At 40.7% G+C, this 17,803-nt stretch carries 17 protein-coding genes and 2 pseudogenes; 12 read left to right on the top strand and 7 right to left on the bottom strand.

Translation table 11 applies throughout. The features are described from left to right. From L5M38_RS22320 to L5M38_RS22310, 3 genes and pseudogenes are all read left to right on the top strand, one after another. Window positions 1–240, top strand: a 240-nt coding sequence (locus L5M38_RS22320; protein ID WP_263179147.1) for an integrase core domain-containing protein, incomplete at its 5' end; no start/stop codon positions are given. 6 nt (window positions 241–246) lie between these two features. Then, window positions 247–1,875 (top strand): annotated as a pseudogene (locus tag L5M38_RS22315) (TrlF family ATPase); the annotation flags it as partial. A 185-nt stretch (window positions 1,876–2,060) separates the two neighbouring features. Next, window positions 2,061–3,032 (top strand): DUF4062 domain-containing protein, encoded by a 972-nt coding sequence (locus tag L5M38_RS22310; RefSeq protein ID WP_263180343.1) that lies wholly within the window; start codon window positions 2,061–2,063, stop codon window positions 3,030–3,032. A gap of 344 nt (window positions 3,033–3,376) precedes the next feature. Here the strand turns inward: L5M38_RS22310 and lspA are convergent, their stop codons facing one another. Together lspA and L5M38_RS22300 are read right to left on the bottom strand one after the other, a co-directional pair. Beyond that, complete coding sequence (gene lspA, locus L5M38_RS22305; protein WP_003821921.1) at window positions 3,377–3,889, bottom strand: signal peptidase II; 513 nt, start codon at window positions 3,887–3,889, stop codon at window positions 3,377–3,379. 3 nt (window positions 3,890–3,892) lie between these two features. Then, window positions 3,893–4,789 carry a cation transporter gene (locus L5M38_RS22300; protein ID WP_004364974.1) on the bottom strand — a complete coding sequence of 299 codons (897 nt, stop codon included), beginning with the start codon at window positions 4,787–4,789 and terminating at the stop codon, window positions 3,893–3,895. A gap of 95 nt (window positions 4,790–4,884) precedes the next feature. On the opposite strand from L5M38_RS22300, the gene cadR reads away from it, so the two are divergent. The 5 genes from cadR (at window position 4,885) to L5M38_RS22275 (ending at window position 9,887) form a co-directional block, all read left to right on the top strand. Further along, window positions 4,885–5,292, top strand: coding sequence for a Cd(II)/Pb(II)-responsive transcriptional regulator (cadR, locus tag L5M38_RS22295; RefSeq protein ID WP_004364961.1), 408 nt, complete (start codon window positions 4,885–4,887; stop codon window positions 5,290–5,292). Between the two features lie 110 nt (window positions 5,293–5,402). After that, window positions 5,403–6,005, top strand: coding sequence for a DUF2913 family protein (locus L5M38_RS22290; RefSeq protein ID WP_140907557.1), 603 nt, complete (start codon window positions 5,403–5,405; stop codon window positions 6,003–6,005). 29 nt (window positions 6,006–6,034) lie between these two features. Continuing rightward, window positions 6,035–6,445 (top strand): hypothetical protein, encoded by a 411-nt coding sequence (locus L5M38_RS22285; RefSeq protein WP_140907558.1) that lies wholly within the window; start codon window positions 6,035–6,037, stop codon window positions 6,443–6,445. Window positions 6,446–6,897: 452 nt separating this feature from the next. Then, on the top strand, window positions 6,898–7,554 hold the full coding sequence (locus tag L5M38_RS22280; protein ID WP_263180342.1) for a hypothetical protein: 657 nt from the start codon (window positions 6,898–6,900) through the stop codon (window positions 7,552–7,554). 440 nt (window positions 7,555–7,994) lie between these two features. After that, window positions 7,995–9,887: a hypothetical protein gene (locus L5M38_RS22275; RefSeq protein WP_263180340.1), complete on the top strand. Its 1,893-nt coding sequence runs from the start codon at window positions 7,995–7,997 to the stop codon at window positions 9,885–9,887. Between the two features lie 278 nt (window positions 9,888–10,165). On the opposite strand, the gene L5M38_RS22270 is transcribed toward L5M38_RS22275, so the two are convergent. The 3 genes from L5M38_RS22270 to L5M38_RS22260 all read right to left on the bottom strand — a co-directional run bounded on the left by L5M38_RS22270 (window position 10,166) and on the right by L5M38_RS22260 (window position 13,769). Further along, window positions 10,166–11,317, bottom strand: a complete 1,152-nt coding sequence (locus tag L5M38_RS22270) for a tyrosine-type recombinase/integrase (RefSeq protein ID WP_014620393.1) — start codon at window positions 11,315–11,317, stop codon at window positions 10,166–10,168. Beyond that, window positions 11,286–11,879 (bottom strand): hypothetical protein, encoded by a 594-nt coding sequence (locus L5M38_RS22265; protein ID WP_014620392.1) that lies wholly within the window; start codon window positions 11,877–11,879, stop codon window positions 11,286–11,288. Before L5M38_RS22265 ends, L5M38_RS22270 begins: the two co-directional genes overlap by 32 nt. Window positions 11,880–12,041: 162 nt before the next feature. Continuing rightward, on the bottom strand, window positions 12,042–13,769 hold the full coding sequence (locus L5M38_RS22260) for a class I SAM-dependent methyltransferase (protein ID WP_263180338.1): 1,728 nt from the start codon (window positions 13,767–13,769) through the stop codon (window positions 12,042–12,044). 1,577 nt (window positions 13,770–15,346) lie between these two features. On the opposite strand from L5M38_RS22260, the gene L5M38_RS22255 reads away from it, so the two are divergent. Beyond that, entirely contained in the window at window positions 15,347–15,892 is a 546-nt protein-coding gene (locus L5M38_RS22255; protein WP_014620388.1) for a hypothetical protein, read from the top strand. 240 nt (window positions 15,893–16,132) lie between these two features. On the opposite strand, the gene L5M38_RS22250 is transcribed toward L5M38_RS22255, so the two are convergent. Then, the gene (locus tag L5M38_RS22250) at window positions 16,133–16,462 is read right to left on the bottom strand and encodes a hypothetical protein (RefSeq protein ID WP_014620387.1); all 330 of its coding nucleotides are present in this window, start codon (window positions 16,460–16,462) and stop codon (window positions 16,133–16,135) included. Between the two features lie 132 nt (window positions 16,463–16,594). Between L5M38_RS22250 and L5M38_RS22245 the strand changes: the two genes are divergently transcribed. From L5M38_RS22245 to L5M38_RS22235, 3 genes are read left to right on the top strand one after another with little or no spacing between them, the layout of a single operon-like run. After that, the gene (locus L5M38_RS22245; protein ID WP_041409221.1) at window positions 16,595–16,783 is read left to right on the top strand and encodes a hypothetical protein; all 189 of its coding nucleotides are present in this window, start codon (window positions 16,595–16,597) and stop codon (window positions 16,781–16,783) included. Between the two features lie 9 nt (window positions 16,784–16,792). Beyond that, window positions 16,793–17,122 (top strand): hypothetical protein, encoded by a 330-nt coding sequence (locus tag L5M38_RS22240; protein WP_014620386.1) that lies wholly within the window; start codon window positions 16,793–16,795, stop codon window positions 17,120–17,122. Window positions 17,123–17,163: 41 nt separating this feature from the next. Next, window positions 17,164–17,403, top strand: coding sequence for a hypothetical protein (locus L5M38_RS22235; protein WP_263180334.1), 240 nt, complete (start codon window positions 17,164–17,166; stop codon window positions 17,401–17,403). A 192-nt stretch (window positions 17,404–17,595) separates the two neighbouring features. Here the strand turns inward: L5M38_RS22235 and L5M38_RS22230 are convergent. Further along, window positions 17,596–17,803: pseudogene (locus tag L5M38_RS22230) on the bottom strand (IS3 family transposase); the annotation flags it as partial.

The raw sequence follows: 17,803 nt of genomic DNA, 5'->3' as shown, positions 1-17,803 counted from the left end.
AGTCGCCGAGGTAACTGCTGGGATAATGCGCCAATGGAGCGATTTTTCAGGAGTTTAAAAACGGAATGGGTGCCAACGCAAGGCTATAAGAGTTTTGTTGAAGCTAAACAAGATGTGACTGATTATATTATTGGCTATTACAACCAAGTCAGGCCACATCATTATAATGCAGGATTAAGCCCAAATGAATCAGAGCGAAGATTTTGGGAAGATTCTAAAGCCGTGGCCAAATTTAGTTGACCACTACAGATCATTTTTGATTCCCTTAATGATTCATACTCATATCTTCATGTTTCTCAAGGAGAAATCCAAAGGTTTAGTGGGAAGCCCAGTGAGTTGAGTAATGAAATTAAACAGATGCTTGGAATTCACGATACTAGCTTTGACTCTGTAACCGTTAACGCAATATCAGACAATATTGGGAAATACATAGCATTTGTTCAGTATTGGGAGATGACCGATCCGAATGGCAATAGAGTTCATACCCCTCAGTTTCAGCAGGCGATCGTAGAAAAAAATAGCAAATTGTTGACAACCATTACTAGTCCTCAAAATAAGCAGCTATTTGAAAAATACCAAGAAAACATAAGATCGGTGAATGAAAGGAAAGCCTTAATTATTGAGTTAAGGCAAGCCGAAGCTTCAACTCAAAGGGCTTTAGGAGAAGTTCATGATAGCTTAGATTTAATTAATCAAAAGGAACTGGTAGTAAACAAAGTTCCATCTCTTATCTCGCAACCCACACTGGATGCTATCTCTCTGAATATTAAGTCATTTGAATTTCAAATTGCAGAGCACCAGACAAATAATGCGCAAATCATTGCAAACTTTAATGCTCAAGGCATCAATCAAGATATTTCATCTCTGCTCGATAAGATCACTGAGTACCAATCAGCTAAAGATGAAGCAAATGCGAAAATAGAAGAGATACAGCACAGAACAAACCAGTATCATCAGTGTGTTCAGAATAGAGCAAGTTTGGTTTCAACATACCGAGATTATCTACAGCGACAGAAGACAAATATTGATGAAAAGTTTTCAACTCTTAAAATGAAAAAAGAAGGCTGGAATGATGAGCAGCATAAATTAGTATTATCAATGCTTTTGGATATAAAGATCAAAGGAAGCATTATCTTTGACATGGATAAGTTTTACGCTGGATTACTGAATTGTCTCAATGGTGGAAAATTCCGCTCAACTCAAAATCAACCCACTTCTCAGCGCCTTGAAAAGATGTTCGCAGTGGCCGATATAGATGCATTTTTCGAGCTAGTATCGGGAAATAAGATGATTACCTGTGAAGGAGAGATGGATGACCAAGGCCACCCCTTAAAAATCTCAATCGAAGAGCTATTTTGGAAGTCCGAGTATTTTAATCAAGGTGGGAGGTTTAACTTGATTAACTATTTGTTTTCCGAAGATAAAATAAAGAACTACCTCTATGTGAATGCTGATTTCGAATACAAAGGTAAAACGGTCAATAAATTGAGCGTTGGACAGAGAGGCACATTTTATGTCTGCCTGAAGTTGGCTACTGATCCGTTTGGAAGCCCTTTTGTCTTCGATCAACCCGAAGATGACTTAGATAATGATTTTATCATGAGTCAGCTTGTTCCTCTGTTCAATGAGATTAAGAAGTATCGACAGGTTATTATCGTTACTCATAATGCGAACCTAGTAGTCAATACCGATGCAGAGCAGATTATTGTCGCAAGCAATGAGGGCGAAGTAATAAGTTATGAAGCAGGCGCACTCGAAGATGGGAATGTTGCTAAAGGTGAAGGAATACGAGCGAGCGTGTGTAAAATTCTCGAAGGCGGAAGCGCTGCTTTTGAAAAGCGGGAGAGGAAGTACGGGCTACAGGCTTTAATTTGAGTTACTTTACTACGGTGTAGGAAGTGGGTGCGATTGTATATTGTCTTGATTGCTCAATTTTTAGGTTAGCGTGTTCTCACCCAGTTCTTAACTCGGTCTTGGACGCACACAAGATAAGTATTGATAGATATGAGGGTAATGGCTGTATTATCATTCTGTTACTGTTGTACTACTAGGACTTTGTAATGGCTAAACCAAGGATATTCGTAAGCTCTACTTATTTTGATTTAAAGCAGGTACGTTCAGATTTGGAGCGTTTCATTAATGAGCAGGGCTATGATGCTGTTTTAAACGAGAAAGGGCATATCTCATATGGTAGCCAAGAGAAACTAGAAGAATATTGCTACAAAGAGATAGTCCAATGTGACATTCTTGTTTCTATTATCGGTGGTCGGTATGGATCGCAATCTCACGAAAGTGAGCATTCAGTATCAAACAAAGAATTAAAAAAAGCCTTAGATGAAGGTAAACAAGTTTATATCTTCATCGACAGCGCTGTTGCTACGGAATACCGAACTTATCAGGTTAATAAAGACAACAAAGACATGAACTATGCCTCTGTTGATAATGTTAAAGTTTATGAGTTCTTAGAAGAAGTTTATGACCTGCCAAAGAATAATACAATTCACAGCTTCAATAGTGCTCAGGACATTACAGCGTTCTTAAAAGAGCAATGGGCTGGTCTGTTTCAACGCTTACTAAATGATGAATCGAAAAAGAAAGAGGTTAACCTCATTAACAAGTTAGCCTCCACATCTGAAACTTTAAACTCTTTAGTGGAGTACTTGGTAGAAGAGAAGAACAATGGTGAGAGTGCCATTTCAAGCATACTGATGAATAACCACCCTATATTCAATGAGATACAGCAAAAGGGGAGAGTAGGGTTTAGAGTGTTCTTTGAAACGTCTGGTGAACTTGCTGATTTACTCAAAGGATTAAAGTTTAAACCTTCACCACCACACCAAGAGTTCTTTTACAAAGAAGGCTATGTGTCATGGACGTTCCCTGACAATCTAATTGAATGTTTAAGAGTTTCTAAAAGAGTATTCGCGTATCCACCTAAAGGTGAAGATACTGACACTAGAAAGCTAAAATTAATCCCTATGACACCAACAGAGTGGAAAGAAGAATACATAATGGTTGACGAGATGTTTTAAAATTTAGCCCAACATAAATAGTAACTAAAACCAGTTTTCATCGCTGATTTATAAGCTTCAAATACGAAGTCATTAGCTGCTATACAGGCTTTTTATCCTCTGGAGAGCATAGCGGTATAGAGAGCGATATCTTGTCTAGGCAATGGAAACTGTAATCTTTGATAATCTGCGCCATCAATACCGAATACAGGACAACAAGCTAAGCGACTTTTCTATACTTGTAGTTATTCATAAGTTTCTAATTTAGCAAATCAACCGACTAATTTTTGTCCCAGTACTTGGTATTGCGGCAGGTGAAGGATGTTGTCGGGAAGTTCGGTCATGGTGTTGTATAGGCGTAGGTGTCAGTCAGATCCATCCGACTCGGCATTGGTGTTTGCTTTTTTACCCAACAAGCTGCTGGAAACGAAAAGTAAGGCACCGAGGACAATTGCAATATCAGCCAGGTTGAAGGCCGGCCAATGCCAGTCTCGCCAATAGAAATCAAAGGAATCCACAACATAGCCGCGAAAGACCCGGTCAATCAGGTTGCCCATGGCGCCACCGAGGATAAGACTGTAAGCGATGGCTTCTCCTTTATGACGATTTTCAAGGATCAGCTTGATCAGAAAAATCGAGACCACTACCGCGATTCCGATAAAAAAGTAGCGCTGCCAGCCTCCACCATTCGCAAAAAGACTGAATGCGGCACCGGTGTTCCATAGGTGCACCCAGTTAAAGAACGGGGTCACCGAAACATACTCGCCATAGGCCATTGATTGCTGCACCAGCCACTTTACAGCCTGATCAGACGCTGCCAGCAGGCCCGATATGGACAATAGGGCATACGGCGAGAGCTTTTTGCCAATAATGAGCATTATTTAACCCTTCAACGCCAAAATGCGTCTGGCACCGTTAAGTACAATGCCCCCCGCGATGGTGCCGATAATCAGATCCGGATAATTGGAACCGGTCCACGCGACCAGGGCGCCGGCGGTGATGACCCCCAGGTTGATCACCACGTCGTTGGCCGAGAATATCCAGCTTGCCTTCATGTGCGCCCCGCCTTCCCGATGTTTGGATATGAGCAGCAGACAACTGGTATTGGCAATCAATGCGACGAATGCGATAGCCATCATCACCAGCGATTCAGGCTCACTACCGAATACAAAGCGTCTCACCACCTCTACGAGCACGCCCACAGCCAAGATCAGTTGCAGTACACCAGCAAGATGCGCGGCACGTACCTGCATTTTCACGCTATGTCCAACCGCATAAAGGGCAAGCCCGTACACCGCCGCATCGGCAAAATTGTCCAGGGATTCTCCAATCAGGCCGGTGGACCGGGCGATCAGACCGGCAGTCATTTCCACCACGAACAGAAGTGCATTGATGCCGAGCAACCAGCGCAGGGTCCCGGATTCTTGCTTAGCAGAAGCTGCCGAAAACTCGGCGGCCTTGATGGTCTCCGGATTTGCAGCGACGGTTTCCTGAAGCGAGGCGCCTAGCCCCAAGGTCTTCAGTTTCGAGGTGACGGGCTCGACCTCGCCGTCATGCACGACCTTCAGCCGGCGGTTCGACAAGTCGAAGGACAGCGCCCGAATCTCCTCAAAGCCGTTCAGGGCTAGGCGAATCATTCGTTCTTCTGATGGACAGTCCATCTTCGGCACGGCATAAACACTGACCCATCTCCCTGGCGCCTCGGAGGAGGCCTGTATATCGGTATCCGCTGCGGACGTTGCATCACCGCCACAGGCGCCACCACAGGATTTGCTCATGATACGACTCCACTTGAACAATGTTGTGGTACCATTTTAAACTATAAAGCTACTATAAGGTCAATAGAGTAAAGAATCCGTTGGGGAGGAGGCTGATGCGCATTGGTCAGTTGGCGCAGTTGGTAGGGGTCGAAACACAGACGATCCGCTTCTATGAACAGCAGGGCTTGTTGCCACCGCCTGATCGGCAGGACAACGGTTACCGTGTCTATACCGAGAAGCATGGTGAGGGGCTGGCCTTCATCCGTCGCTGCAGAATCCTGGGCCTGTCACTGGCTGAGATTCACGAACTACAGAGCTATCAGGACGACCCTCATCAGCCTTGTACCGCCGTCAACGCCTTGCTCGATGATCACATCTCTCATGTGCGGTCGCAGATAACCGCTCTGCAAGCGCTTGAGAAACAACTCGTTTCACTGAGAGCGAGTTGCAACGATGACCGGGAAGTTGAGGCGTGTGGGGTTCTTGCTGGAATTAGCGAAGGAAACATGCACCAGCAGTAGGTGAAGCATCAACCAGATAATCCGATGAGATGCCGGTCTGTCTCACTCTCATGCAAAGGTAAGATCAACCATTTAATCCGCTTACCCTTTAATTTGAAAGGTTTAAAAAGATGAACAGTTACGAAGAGCAGCTTAAGACAGTGTTTCGCTCTGCTCAGATGCACCTCTATCTCACCTGCGCAGAATCAGGCCGATTTGTGCCAGTTCAGCGCCGCAATGAGATTTTGATTAAACGGTTAAAGCCATTTGTCGATGACAAGGCCTGCCGTGAAATTAAGAGTCATGTTAAGCGTGTCATCCTACTTGGGCGCCAAGGGCAGGACATGGAAGCCTGCATTAATCAAATGTTATCGGTTATCAACAGCTCCAGCGTCAAATACGACAGGATGATTGCGCTGGCTGAATGGTTGGTCACTGCGATTGATGCTATCAAAGAGCCAATCCAATTCAGCACCAGTGAACAACCTGTGACAGTGGATCACAATGCCTGCGAGATACGTTTTAACCGAGTGCAGATTGAGAATTGCTTCAATGAAGATGGCCAACAAATAGCTCCGATGATGATTAACTATCGCTACACTTCAGAGGACAATTTAATTGCACTTAAGAAGGTGTTTAACTCAGATTATCAATTGATTGAATGTGTGGTTTTAACAAACAACACTGCCAACTTTTTTATCATCGATAGCGCTCATTGGATGGATGCTCAATAGTGCTAAAATAGCTGAAAGGAACTCTCGGTATGATTCAATTATCCTCTCTCACCTTACATGATGTTGTACGCAACTTATCCGGCTTAGGCTTCTTTTGGGCGTTGTGGATGATATTCCCTTATCGACATAATCACGCAATACCTTTACTCCGGTCAGGCGCCGCTATCGCTTTTATGGCGGCTGGGTTGTATATGCTAAGTGATAAAGGGCTTGTTGAGTTTCACCCCCCTGCTTTTCTGGCGCTGGCCACATTACTGGTCACAACTAAAATGGATAATACCAATACATTTCCGGCGATGGTTATTCAGAACGTGTTTCTTGGTAGCACGTTAATTTCGTTATTTATTTATGGCATTGGAACCGTAGTTATCACCTGCACTTCGGCGGCGATTTTCTTGTATATCCTCAACAAAGCAATGCCGGAAGACATTCACAATTAATATAGCGCGTGATATCGTCCAAATGTGTAAATTTTTGGACATAACTCTATGAATCCTTTGTGCGTTTATATAATAGTTTGATAATTCTTAATAATGTTTGATCATTTATATAATAGTTTGATATTTTTTGGCTCTTTTGGTGAATGTGCGGATTAAGAGTTAGCACATTTTTGCCCCAAAACGAGTTAGATGAATGAATCTAGACAAGCATAGGCACCCATGATGGATTAAATTTTAGTAATGTTAAAGTGGCTATGCCCTGCAGTGGTTGAGATAACGTTTATGCTCAAAAAAACCTTTTTTCTTATCACAAAAGCCAAGCTGGCTGCCTGATCATATGACGGGGTAGACGTCCATATATGGCACGGTTAATTTAACTATGAGAAGGATTGGCGTTCAGATATCATTCGCGGCTTGAAATCACGTGGCTAGCATAACAAAGGAACAATCAATTGAGCGTAAAAGAAACCTTAGATGTTTGTCAGATAATCATCGAGACAGAGAGTTCTGGTGCTGCCATTCTCACTTCATACCTAGCACCAGTAGCGATTGTGTTATCAGCATTTATTGCTGCTTTAGTTGCAACTTCGAGTAGCAAAAGAACACACCTATTGGATAAAAAAAGAGATGTAATTCTTGAGATTACAAGTGAAATAGCCAACTTACGCATGTATGTAGTAGAGAAAGTGCTTATAAAATCACAAGAAGACAATGATGAATACACACTGCACGTCAGAAGGGAAATGCTTGAAATTACTAAAAAATTAGTTCTAGCAACGGATAAATTTTATGTAATAAGCTCAGACTCGAATAGTGCTCGATTAGAAAAGCTATATTTTCAGCTTATTGAAAAATTGCGCGAAGGAATAGAATATCACTACAACCCAAAAGAAAATATAATACCAATTGATTACCTATGTAGTTTCAATGATTTAAGGGCTGACGTAATAGAGGTGCTTAACAACGAATTGAATGACTCTAATAAGACTTTAAAGACTTTCAAAAGCGCAATTAAAGCTACAAATACCTCAGCCACTAAGATGTTAAAACCAGAAAGTAAGACAACAGATGTACAGCTGGATGATGAACTGCAGTCACATAAAACGTGACCGTTTTCAGGCGTAATGCTCTGCTAGGATCAAACCGACGGTTTAATCATTCCTGACTACGAGCGCACTATACAAATGTTGAACTAAGCCGCTACGCGGAGCCAAGTGCTGGTTCAACCGATAGTATTTACCTCATTGAGTCCGTTAGACTTTAAAAAATGTGATGGAACACCACAATGACAAAGGAATTTCAATGAAACACATACAAACCAAGCCATATTACCAGTTCAAAACAGCTCTGCAGCCCCTAGCCAGCATCAAAAAAAGCAAATTCCCATAGCATAAAGCGTACCAATTAACCTGGACTCGGCATCGGCCAAATCAAACAAGTGGCTTGTGCCATGCAAACAGCGCATCGCACAAATACTAAAACGTTAAATGGTCAGCGTACAAGCTATAACCACAATTGATAATTTAATAAACAAGGAAATCGAATTCTAATGAGAGACCCTAAGGTACTTACATCAGCAGCGCTATTTAGAGCCCTTTATGATAATAATAAAGACATATATGATGTAGTTTCTGAGTTTATCCGATCCACTGTGATCCTGAATTCAACATGGTCATTTAATGTTACGGAATGCACTGCTAATCTATATAAAGACTTTGGCTTTCAGCTCCCTGATGCAATAGTAAATACCTGTTTAAGAAGTCGGTTGGTAAAATCTGGTGAGCTCACGGTAAATCATGGTGTTTACTCCGTTACAAATAATTTTGAACATTCAAGCAGTATTCAAAGTGAGTATGAATCTACCAAGGGAGAGTACGACGAAATACTGAAGGAATTAGTTCGACATGTAAAAGGCCGATCTACTATTCTTGTAGATGAAAGTAAGTTAAGGTCAGCATTTAATGACTTTTTGCTGTATGAAAACTATACAAAAGAATATGCTGAATACATAAGCCACTTTCTTATTGCAAATCAGGACAATGTTCTCTTTAAAGAAAAGCTAAATCGGATCGAAGAGGGGTTGGTTCTGTATACTGGAATACGGTATACCTCTGATCTATCTACTCTTGGTAATTGGAGTGGCAATCTTACAATATTCCTTGATACAGAACATCTGTTTAGTGCTATTGGGTACAATGGTATTTTGCATAAAAGAGTATTTGATGACTTTTTCTCATTGGTAAAAGAGGTAAATCAGAAGAATGGTGGAAGAATACTTTTAAGATACTTTTCTGAAACTGAAAGAGATGTAATTGATTTTTTCTATGCTGCAGAAAAAATTCTCGAAAATAAAAATCAAGTTGATCCATCAAAAACTGCAATGCTATTTATTATTAATGGTGCTAATAGCAAGAGTGAAATTATATCTAGAAAAACTATATTTTTCGATAGCCTAAAAAAATGCAGGATACTCCTTGATGATAATAACAATTATTACAAAGAAGTGGACTATAACGTCGAAAGTCAAACTACTATAGATGCTTTAAAAGAAAGATTCAATCATCATACTGAAGCCAGTAAATATGCCGATATACTCAAAAGATTTACAAAGATAAATTGCTTGAGAAAAGGCGTTAGCAATACTGGAATAGATAAGGTTGCGGCAATTTTTATGACCGAAAATGGGCTGACACAAACAGTTGCGTTTTCAGATCTTGTGAGATCAAATGGCGGTATACCTTTTGCTACAAATATTGAGTTTATGACTGAGAGATTGTGGTTCAAGCTAAACAAAGGTTTCTCTGGTGATGTCAGTCTGCCAGTATCATTTGACATAGTAACAAAAGCGAAGATTGTATTCTCATCACAGCTTAATAATGCAGTTTCGGATAATTTTAGAAAGTTAAAAATCGAGCATAGGGAGGGGAGGTTAACCGACGAGCAAGCAGCGCTTCTTATAGCTGAGTTAAGAGGTAAACCTTCAAATCCGGATGATTTTACCGAAAATGATTTTGATGACTCTATTGATTTCATTGGATCAAAATTCATAGAAAAAACGCTTAGAGAAAAGTCTGTGCTTGAAGAGTCGTCACGGAGAGGTGAGGCGGCTGTTGAAAAATTGAGGCTGTATGAGCATGATAAAAAAATCGCTACAAACAAGCCTATTAAGGCTGTTGCACGGAGACAATATCGGCTAGCCCAATTATTACTTTATATATTATTGCCAATATTCCTAATTTTTAAGCTAATAGATTCTTATTTTCAGAATGATACTACGTTGTCGCTAGTATTTGGCTTGTGTAGTTTAGCTAGTCTCATTTATCCATTTGTAAAGTTAAAATGGATAAATAAAAGGCTTTGGAGGCTTTCAGCCTTGGTCTATAAACAATCACTTAAAAAGGCAAAGCACGCAGACACCAAAAAATTACATGAAAAACAGTAAATTTTTTGGCGCTGGTGTTTGTGGCGTTAACCCATAGAAATTTTAATCCGAAACTTACGAGTTAGAGCAAAGGGTCTATCACGCTTTTGTCCAAAAGTGAGTTTGAAAATGATCAAACTTAATTATGAGAAACTGAAATTCGTCCTCAGATAAATTATCAAACAATAGCGGTATTACCGTTCATGACACCCATAATTTTTATCAAACTTTATTATGGTCGTACAACTAGAGCGTTAGGGCCGGCCATTGCCCTGCTACATTTACGCTCTTATTCTGCTCTATTTTTTAGTGACACCGTAATCGTTCATCATTCGAGCCATTGCGCTTTCTTCTGCTAAAATATCCTTACCGTAGCGCAAGACCATAAGCGGCGTTGACCAGCGCCCCGCTTGTTGGACCTGTGGAAACGAATATCCCTGAGCAAGCAAATCTTGAGCCGCCCCTACTCGGGCAGAGTGACCAGACCACGCTCGATACCCTGCATCCATTAACTCGTGACCGGCTAACGTAAAAGCAGCACCAAATACGCGGTCAACGATGCGCGTATCCAACGGGGTTGGCCTGATCGTAATCTCGCTCTTACGACCGATAGGCTGAAAGAGGTAATCATCATGTTTGAGCAAAGCCGCTTTCGACATGTAACGATTGACAGCTTCCCAACACCCTCTTGAAATAATCACGATGTCAGCCTCACCTGTTCGATTCGTTTTCGTGTAAGACACTGACAACGAAAACCTACCCGTGGCCGTTCGCTTAATGTCCCTCACTTTGATACGCAATAACTCCGATTCACGCAGCATCGTTTCATAAGCCACGTTTAACATTGCAGCATTACGAAGATCTAACAGCTTATCGCTCTGGCCCCACTGAGCACTAATAGTTTGCAAGTCGGTGAGCCTAAACGGGGTGGCTTGTACGGCTTCTAAATCGCCCTGTTCAAGCTTAGTCAATTTAAGAGTATTAAGCGCCCCTTTCACTGTTTGACTATGGATAGGGGACGGTAAACCACACTCCGTATGAAGCATATTGATAGCCCAACAGTATTGCGTAAGCGTAGTGTAAGAATTGTCAGACTTTGACAGAAGAAATGCGGCCACAGAGCCCGGCGATGATGGCAAGGGGGTTAACTTCTCTGTAAGACACCAACTTTTATAAGTGTTCCACCGGCTATTAAACGCCGTCCAAGTATTCTTAGGCTTAGTTTTTAAACCTATATCGAAAAAGTGCTCAACTAGGCGTTGCGTGATCTGGGTGATCCGCTTTTTATGGGTGTCAGTCAGGTCAATATGCGGCAAGGCTAATAGCGCCCGTAGCTCATCAACAAGCCGTTGGTGATCATCCTTGAGCGAGTCAGCTATTGAAATAGGTTCAACAGGTGACACTACCGCTAGAGCTGATTCAATCGTTGCTGTCGTTGTTATCAATCTCACCGATAGTCTCCCGTTCTACACCGAATGATGGATGTTCGTCTTTATAGAAGCTCAACAGTTCATCTATAGCCGCATCGACTGAATTGGCACCAATTGCCTCTTTAAACTCGGTCAATCTATCATGCTGGTACTTACTAATAATCGGTCTCGTTGATTTCCTATCCCGCTCTATCTGCGATATACGCCTCCTAACTTGCTTCCAACCATGATCGGAAAAAATGGCATTTAGACACACATTGCAAGAGTGTAGGGCCTGCGGGTCAATTTTAGCTTGTGTTTTAGCCCCTGCGATTTCACGCATTAGCTGTCTATAATTAACGCTCAAGTCCGGTGAGTCATTTAGAAATGCGCGAGTGAACCAATCAGAGCGTTCGATGTGATTCACAGAGCCACAAACCAAGCGGTTAAGTAGTTCGCGAATCTGTTCATCGAATACTTCTTGGGCCGATAATAGGCGTAAAGTACGGCCTTTGGGTCGTGAATTAGCCGTTGCAGGGAGTGAATGATACGTCCAAGCAGGTGCTATTATTGCACCCAATGGCTGCGCTGAGTTGTTATTCATTTTGTAGTAGTGTCACCATACTAATATAAGTGCATTTAGTATAGTGACACACTTAATTAAGGTCAAATAAAACTATGTCGGGATATCCTATCTCGTCAACCCTTGATTATCTGGAACCAACATCGTAACAGAGAGGGGTTAACGAGGGAGTTTCTTTCGCCCCTACGCGGCCATCAATAAATTTTGTGAATCGAAACTCAACGCTAATGAGTGCTTAAAACTCTTAGCCACTTCCTCGCGTTCAGATGGCTTAATTTGCATTTCTGCCTCTGCCTCTGCTGCATTTCGTACCCAACCAAATAGCCGTCCAGCAACAACGTTCATTTTTAGTGCCAGCTTAGGATTCATTTTGATGTGTAAATTACCGTTTAAAAAAGCTCGAACAGTAAATAAAATCTCACTTGAACCGTCAGCCTTTAAATACCGGTAATCATGGGCCTTATTAGAAGCCCAATGATGCTCCCGCGTTCTAGGTGTAGAAAGAGTATTGAACCCAAGGTTAGAAGAAATAGTTAGAAAATCATCTAAAAAATACTCCGCGCTTTTTGATAATCTTGAACCGTAGTAAGAGTCAAAGCCGCCTTTGTTCTCTAGGACACAGCGGTAATCAAGTTTGAAGTGAGTAATCTCACCTTCTTCAATACCGCGGCGATATGACCATTTATCATATTTCCAAGTGCGCTCATTTGACACATAGTTAACGCAGTTCGCCGCTTGTGCTACCGACTGATAGAAATCTTTAAATTGCTCATCTTGCACTGCATCAGCATTTTTAATGGCCCATTCTGCGATTGCGTATGCGTTTTGCGCGGTAAAATCCACAGATACTTGTGCCTCAAGCAATTCCAATAATCTTTTCCTGCGATCAGATGTCATACGTGAAGTGATAGGCTCGAACTTGCCAAATAATTCCTTCCAAAACAGGCTTTTTTGAGCCTTTATTTTTAGCCGCAAACCTTCTAAAACTGCCTCTTTCGATATTTCAAGCTCACGCAGCAATCCTTGATCTATTAATGATAAGTTTTGATAGGTCTGGCACAGTGACGCCAACTTTGCGTCATAAATAGACTGCATCGCTTGAACCATATCCGCACCTGGGACAAGAGCGTTAATCTGCTCTTTTGTAGATTTTTTTTGCGACTCAGAATTGATGCCGTGTTTAGCCATGTAATCTGTCGCGGCCAAATCTAGGTCAAAGTTTTTATCAAACCATGCAACGAATGGATCAATATATTTTCTATCTCTGAGTGAGTGAGCCAGTTGCACACGAATAATATCGACAGGAACTGAATGGCGCGTTAAGCGGTCACAATCCGCGTCAAAGTTGAACGTACCTATGACCTCAAATTGAGCCATCCTTGTTTTAAGGGCGCTTGCAATGGCGTCACTATCAGACCATCGTTTCGGTAAAACTAGATAGCAATATGAAGCGTTTGCTTCCTCAATAATTCGTGTAGCCCACGCTTCAAATTCTGAGTAAATAGGATTGCAAAAGATCACATCCACAGGCTTATCTACCAGTGTTTGCATGTTGAAGTCGGTGCCAATGACAAAAATATTTTTATCTAAATTACGACAATGCACCAAACTTTTTTCGATACCGTAAAGTGAACTAAATGGTTTAACCATTTGATCATCATAACGACTGATAGGCAGAGGGACATTGAGCGCAGCCAATACCCGTCCATCACCACAGCCTATATCGAGCAACGAATTTACATTACCAGATTTAGCAATAGGAATGAGGTCTTGACGAATGACATTAAAAATATGTTCCGATGTTGGATACCATTCATGATCTTCGTCAGCCATTTTTAACTCGATAACACGCTTGGCCGTGGCAAAACGCTCAAGGTTGTTTATCTCTGCCAATCCAGTGTTCATAGTCATAATTTGCTCTCTAAATGCTGTGTAATTTCATTGGATCGACTATCTCATAAAATATAATTCTGGCAAATTTACGATATTAAAGAGGTGTCACCATACTAAATTATGACTATTTAGTGCGTAAACATACTAAAAACCACAGATAGACTCGCACGAAAGGTCAGAAAATGGGCGAATGTACTTATTGATATGGTGTCACCTTACTAATATTGATTCAGGGCAATGCCCCTGCGTGGTCTAAATAATCATTAGTAAGGTGACGCTATACTAATATGCTTTTAGTCTACTTCAATCATGTCCGATAAGTGTAATTATCGGACATGATTAATTAAAGTGCGAAAAATGGAGGGGCTACACCCGAAGCGGAAGATACCTTAGAGTTCTAGGGGTTCGTTCCTAATTCAAATTAAATAGCATTATGATTAAAACAGATCTATAGTGGACGCGCCAAATGTAAGATTTAAGCTATCGTTTTTCAGTCATTGGTATGAATATTGATTTTTTAAGACCGTTTTTTTGCTTTATCACCGGCTATCAAGCCCAAATCTTAACTAAAAGGTGTTTTTTTATGGCTCAATTCAGGATTTCATACGCTTACTACACGCTAGATGCGAAAGGAAAGAGGGGCGGCGGAACTTCGACTCAATCTACGGTCGAAGCGACTTCCGATGTAGCTGCCATGTCTATCATACAAAGTAGGCATATTGGTAAAGATATTGAGTGGAGAAAGATCGTAGAAATAAAGAAAAATGTAAAGGAAAGTTAGTCTATTTATTATTCCCTGTTGTGAATAAATAAAAAGAGCTGATTTTATCAGCTCTTTTTCGTTTTTATACGTGTTACTTAAATCGGCATTCAAAACTTAAATGTTAAGCACTGACATTTATTCTTTTTTAGATATCGCCTTTACCGTGAAACTACCAGCAGATTTTCGCGTATTCACTACTCCGCACGAGTTGCAGCTATAGCTTTCATTCTCCCACCCTAGGCCAAAGGGGTTGGTTTCAACGAGAATATACTTGTTGTTGCATTTATGGCATATTTCAATTTCACTTTTTTGATTCATATATATACCTATTTTTTAGATGTGAAATTTGAAATTACTATATTTTTTAAAAATATCAGGCTAGAGGTAAATTGTTAATTGGAGATAAATACTCCATGTAAAAATCGTTCAAATGTCACTAACTGACATTTATATTCGTGTATGACTGGATTTATAAACTAATAAAAATTAAATCACTAATTTAAATAATTTCATTCATCAACTTGTAGTTAAGCGTTAATCGAAACCATTGATATGGTGTCCGTAAATTCGCTTGATTTAGTCGCAAATGTAATTATAATAATTACACAAATTCATGAGCGGTTAATTTAAATGTGAAAAAAAATACACTAGATAATAATCAGATAATAGATAGGCTTCTAATACTCCATGAGCTAGATAGTGATACCAAACTTGCTGCACATTATGGTGTGGAACGTCAACAAATTAGGCAATTTAGAAACGCTACACGAGTGGGTTTGACGCAGAAAATTTTTACAGAATTACTAATTCCGCACAATGGAAGGGAACCCAAGTGAGTCAATGGAGCAGCTTTTTATATGATGGAGTTAGTTTTGATCTTTCGCATCTAAACTCAGTTAAATTTCAATATATTCGAGCCGCAACTGAACACAAACCAGAAAGACGAATCACTTTTTTTATGACGTTTTCAGACCACTGCTTTACAGAGCATTATGGTGAAAATGAAAGTTGGGTCTATCAAGATCCTCGCTCGAATGGTGAGCGTTATTTCTGTAAATTTAGATATGAACTGTCCAAGCATTTACCTGATTTAATTAAAAGTTTATTACAAACTAACGCCTATCTACTATTAACATTTAACAAGCATCGCGAGCAATTTTTCTATCTTGAAAATGAATATTATGGCGAGACTTACAGAGTGTTTTTTGAAATATCAGCGCCTAAGACTAACCATGCCGATCTACGGCTTGATGTGAAATCGGCTTATAGCGAGAACACTTGGGCTAGTCCAGTCGCGGGAAGTGAACGATATAGAATTTGGCGTGTAATTGATGCACGGCTAGATGGTATAACTCTGCCAACCAAAAGAAAGCGATAAAAAAAGCGACCTATTGGTCGCTTTTTCTATTTTAATGGAGGTGGAGGTCTTTGGTTATCGCGGCGCGGCCTGCGACCCGTTAAGGGTAGACGCTAACGTACTCTAATGAGTCCCACTAATCGCTAGTGACTCTAGTGTATGCAAATATGCTGGAGTAGTCAACTGCTCACCCGAATGCGAGATCTTAGCTCTTGGGGGGATACCTAGGGCCGTAATACTTACAACGATGAGGGTAACGTACTAAATCCATTTAAGCGAAGCCTGCACAGATTCAGGCACTGACATAGCAGTACAGTCTAGTAGAGTTTCAAGTGATATCGGCTTTAAAAATCTCTTGTCAGCCCATGAGTGTCCGCATTCAGATTCAGCCCACATTAATGCCTGGCTAAGTGAATGAAATTGACGCTTACCTGTGTATCCTAATCGACTATCAATCGTCACCCCTACAAAGCAACCTCTTAGTCTTGGGGGGATTTTTTCTATGAAGTTGACTAGCGGTGATTTAACTTTTGAACAACGCTTGCGTTCTACCATTGGTGCTAAAGGATTTTTAAAATTAAAACGTGACATTCTGCCCTCCTGATTATTGAGTTCAGGTTCTCACAAAACATAAATAGCGCAAATTTTGGATCTATTATCAATTTTAAAAGCATATACTAGACATTATTGACAGGTATGGTTTGAGGTGTAGACTAGACAAATATGACAGGTAAAGCGATTACTCTATTTCAAAAGTTAGCAAATGCTAAAGGTTGGAACTTCGAAGATATTGGAAAGCGATGGGGGCTTTCAGAGCGTCAAATGTCTCGTGTTGCCAAGGCTGCAAAGCAGCGAGATTTAGATGCGTTAAATGGGCTTCCAGATAAAATAAACCGGATGAATGATGACTAGGAATCAAGCATGTTAACTGAAAAAGATGAAGCTACATTGATTAATCAACCAAATGCGTTATTAGCCGATTATCATGCCAGAGTGATGATTCGTGATGCGTCAGACGCGATCTGCTCTTTCTATGAAGTTAATGCGAATAAAATCAATGGTGAAGTCGTTGTGGTTCGCTCTAAAGATGATGAATCTAAGGCTGCTAATGCAAGAAATACCTGCGATAAAGTGTTGTTTGTATTTAGTGATCAATATTGGTTAACAAGTTATTTTTCGGGCGTAAGCCAAAATATACCTTTATCTAAATCTCTTATTAAAAGAGCTTTGATGATGAACAAAGTGGCCTAGGTTTAATGGTTAGTTAACATTGCTAATTTGAGGGGGGGACCGTGGGATTATTTGATAGTGAAATCATTATTTTTGAAGGTAAAGAATACATTTTATCAAAAATTATGTTCAACAAAATTAATAAGTTAGCCGACTTGTTTTATCAGGACTTGGGTTACATTTCTCGTCATAAATTTAATTACTACGAATCACCACACCCGACTGAACGCGCAATGTTTAAGATGGCGTTAAGGGCGTTAGTGTTTACCAAGAAAATTAAACCTAGTGCTGATGCGAGCTAAGGGGCGTGATGAGTGCATTGCTCATCATAACCACTGAACTCGAAAGCAATAATCATGGAAAATTTAAAATGTTAGATGCTAATAGAATTGGAAATAATATTGTATGCCCTAATTGTGGTCATACATTTACGATTGTAAACCACGTTGTCCCTGCGGTGTTTTTCAAGATAGTTGTCACTCTTTGTTTAAATATTAAGCTGCATTTATTACGCCTTCTTCTGGTGCCTTATCTGGGTTGAGTGTTACAGCGCCAACCGCTTCACAATTTCTGATCTCTGTAGACCAACGCATCGGTTTTCTTTCCTTCGCCGCCTCAAGCACTTTCTTGCGCTTCGCTAAAATAGCGCCATCTTGCAGTGCATGACGTTGCCCTGGTGAGACAAAATTTAGCTGGCTGTGT

The sequence above is a fragment of the Shewanella sp. SM101 genome (assembly GCF_025654465.1).
Taxonomy (GTDB): domain Bacteria; phylum Pseudomonadota; class Gammaproteobacteria; order Enterobacterales; family Shewanellaceae; genus Shewanella; species Shewanella oncorhynchi.
The sequence above is the reverse complement of the archived record's forward strand: the minus strand, read 5'-3'. Positions and strand labels throughout refer to the sequence as shown.

What these genes read in the sequence shown, in the direction of transcription:
- L5M38_RS22300 (WP_004364974.1), bottom strand. Translation starts at nt 4,789, where the DNA reads ATGAGCAAATCCTGTGGTGGCGCCTGTGGCGGTGATGCAACGTCCGCA.
- L5M38_RS22260 (WP_263180338.1), bottom strand. Translation starts at nt 13,769, where the DNA reads ATGACTATGAACACTGGATTGGCAGAGATAAACAACCTTGAGCGTTTT.
- L5M38_RS22310 (WP_263180343.1), top strand. Translation starts at nt 2,061, where the DNA reads ATGGCTAAACCAAGGATATTCGTAAGCTCTACTTATTTTGATTTAAAG.
- L5M38_RS22250 (WP_014620387.1), bottom strand. Translation starts at nt 16,462, where the DNA reads ATGTCACGTTTTAATTTTAAAAATCCTTTAGCACCAATGGTAGAACGC.
- L5M38_RS22275 (WP_263180340.1), top strand. Translation starts at nt 7,995, where the DNA reads ATGAGAGACCCTAAGGTACTTACATCAGCAGCGCTATTTAGAGCCCTT.
- lspA (WP_003821921.1), bottom strand. Translation starts at nt 3,889, where the DNA reads ATGCTCATTATTGGCAAAAAGCTCTCGCCGTATGCCCTATTGTCCATA.
- L5M38_RS22285 (WP_140907558.1), top strand. Translation starts at nt 6,035, where the DNA reads ATGATTCAATTATCCTCTCTCACCTTACATGATGTTGTACGCAACTTA.
- L5M38_RS22245 (WP_041409221.1), top strand. Translation starts at nt 16,595, where the DNA reads ATGACAGGTAAAGCGATTACTCTATTTCAAAAGTTAGCAAATGCTAAA.
- cadR (WP_004364961.1), top strand. Translation starts at nt 4,885, where the DNA reads ATGCGCATTGGTCAGTTGGCGCAGTTGGTAGGGGTCGAAACACAGACG.
- L5M38_RS22265 (WP_014620392.1), bottom strand. Translation starts at nt 11,879, where the DNA reads ATGAATAACAACTCAGCGCAGCCATTGGGTGCAATAATAGCACCTGCT.
- L5M38_RS22240 (WP_014620386.1), top strand. Translation starts at nt 16,793, where the DNA reads ATGTTAACTGAAAAAGATGAAGCTACATTGATTAATCAACCAAATGCG.
- L5M38_RS22290 (WP_140907557.1), top strand. Translation starts at nt 5,403, where the DNA reads ATGAACAGTTACGAAGAGCAGCTTAAGACAGTGTTTCGCTCTGCTCAG.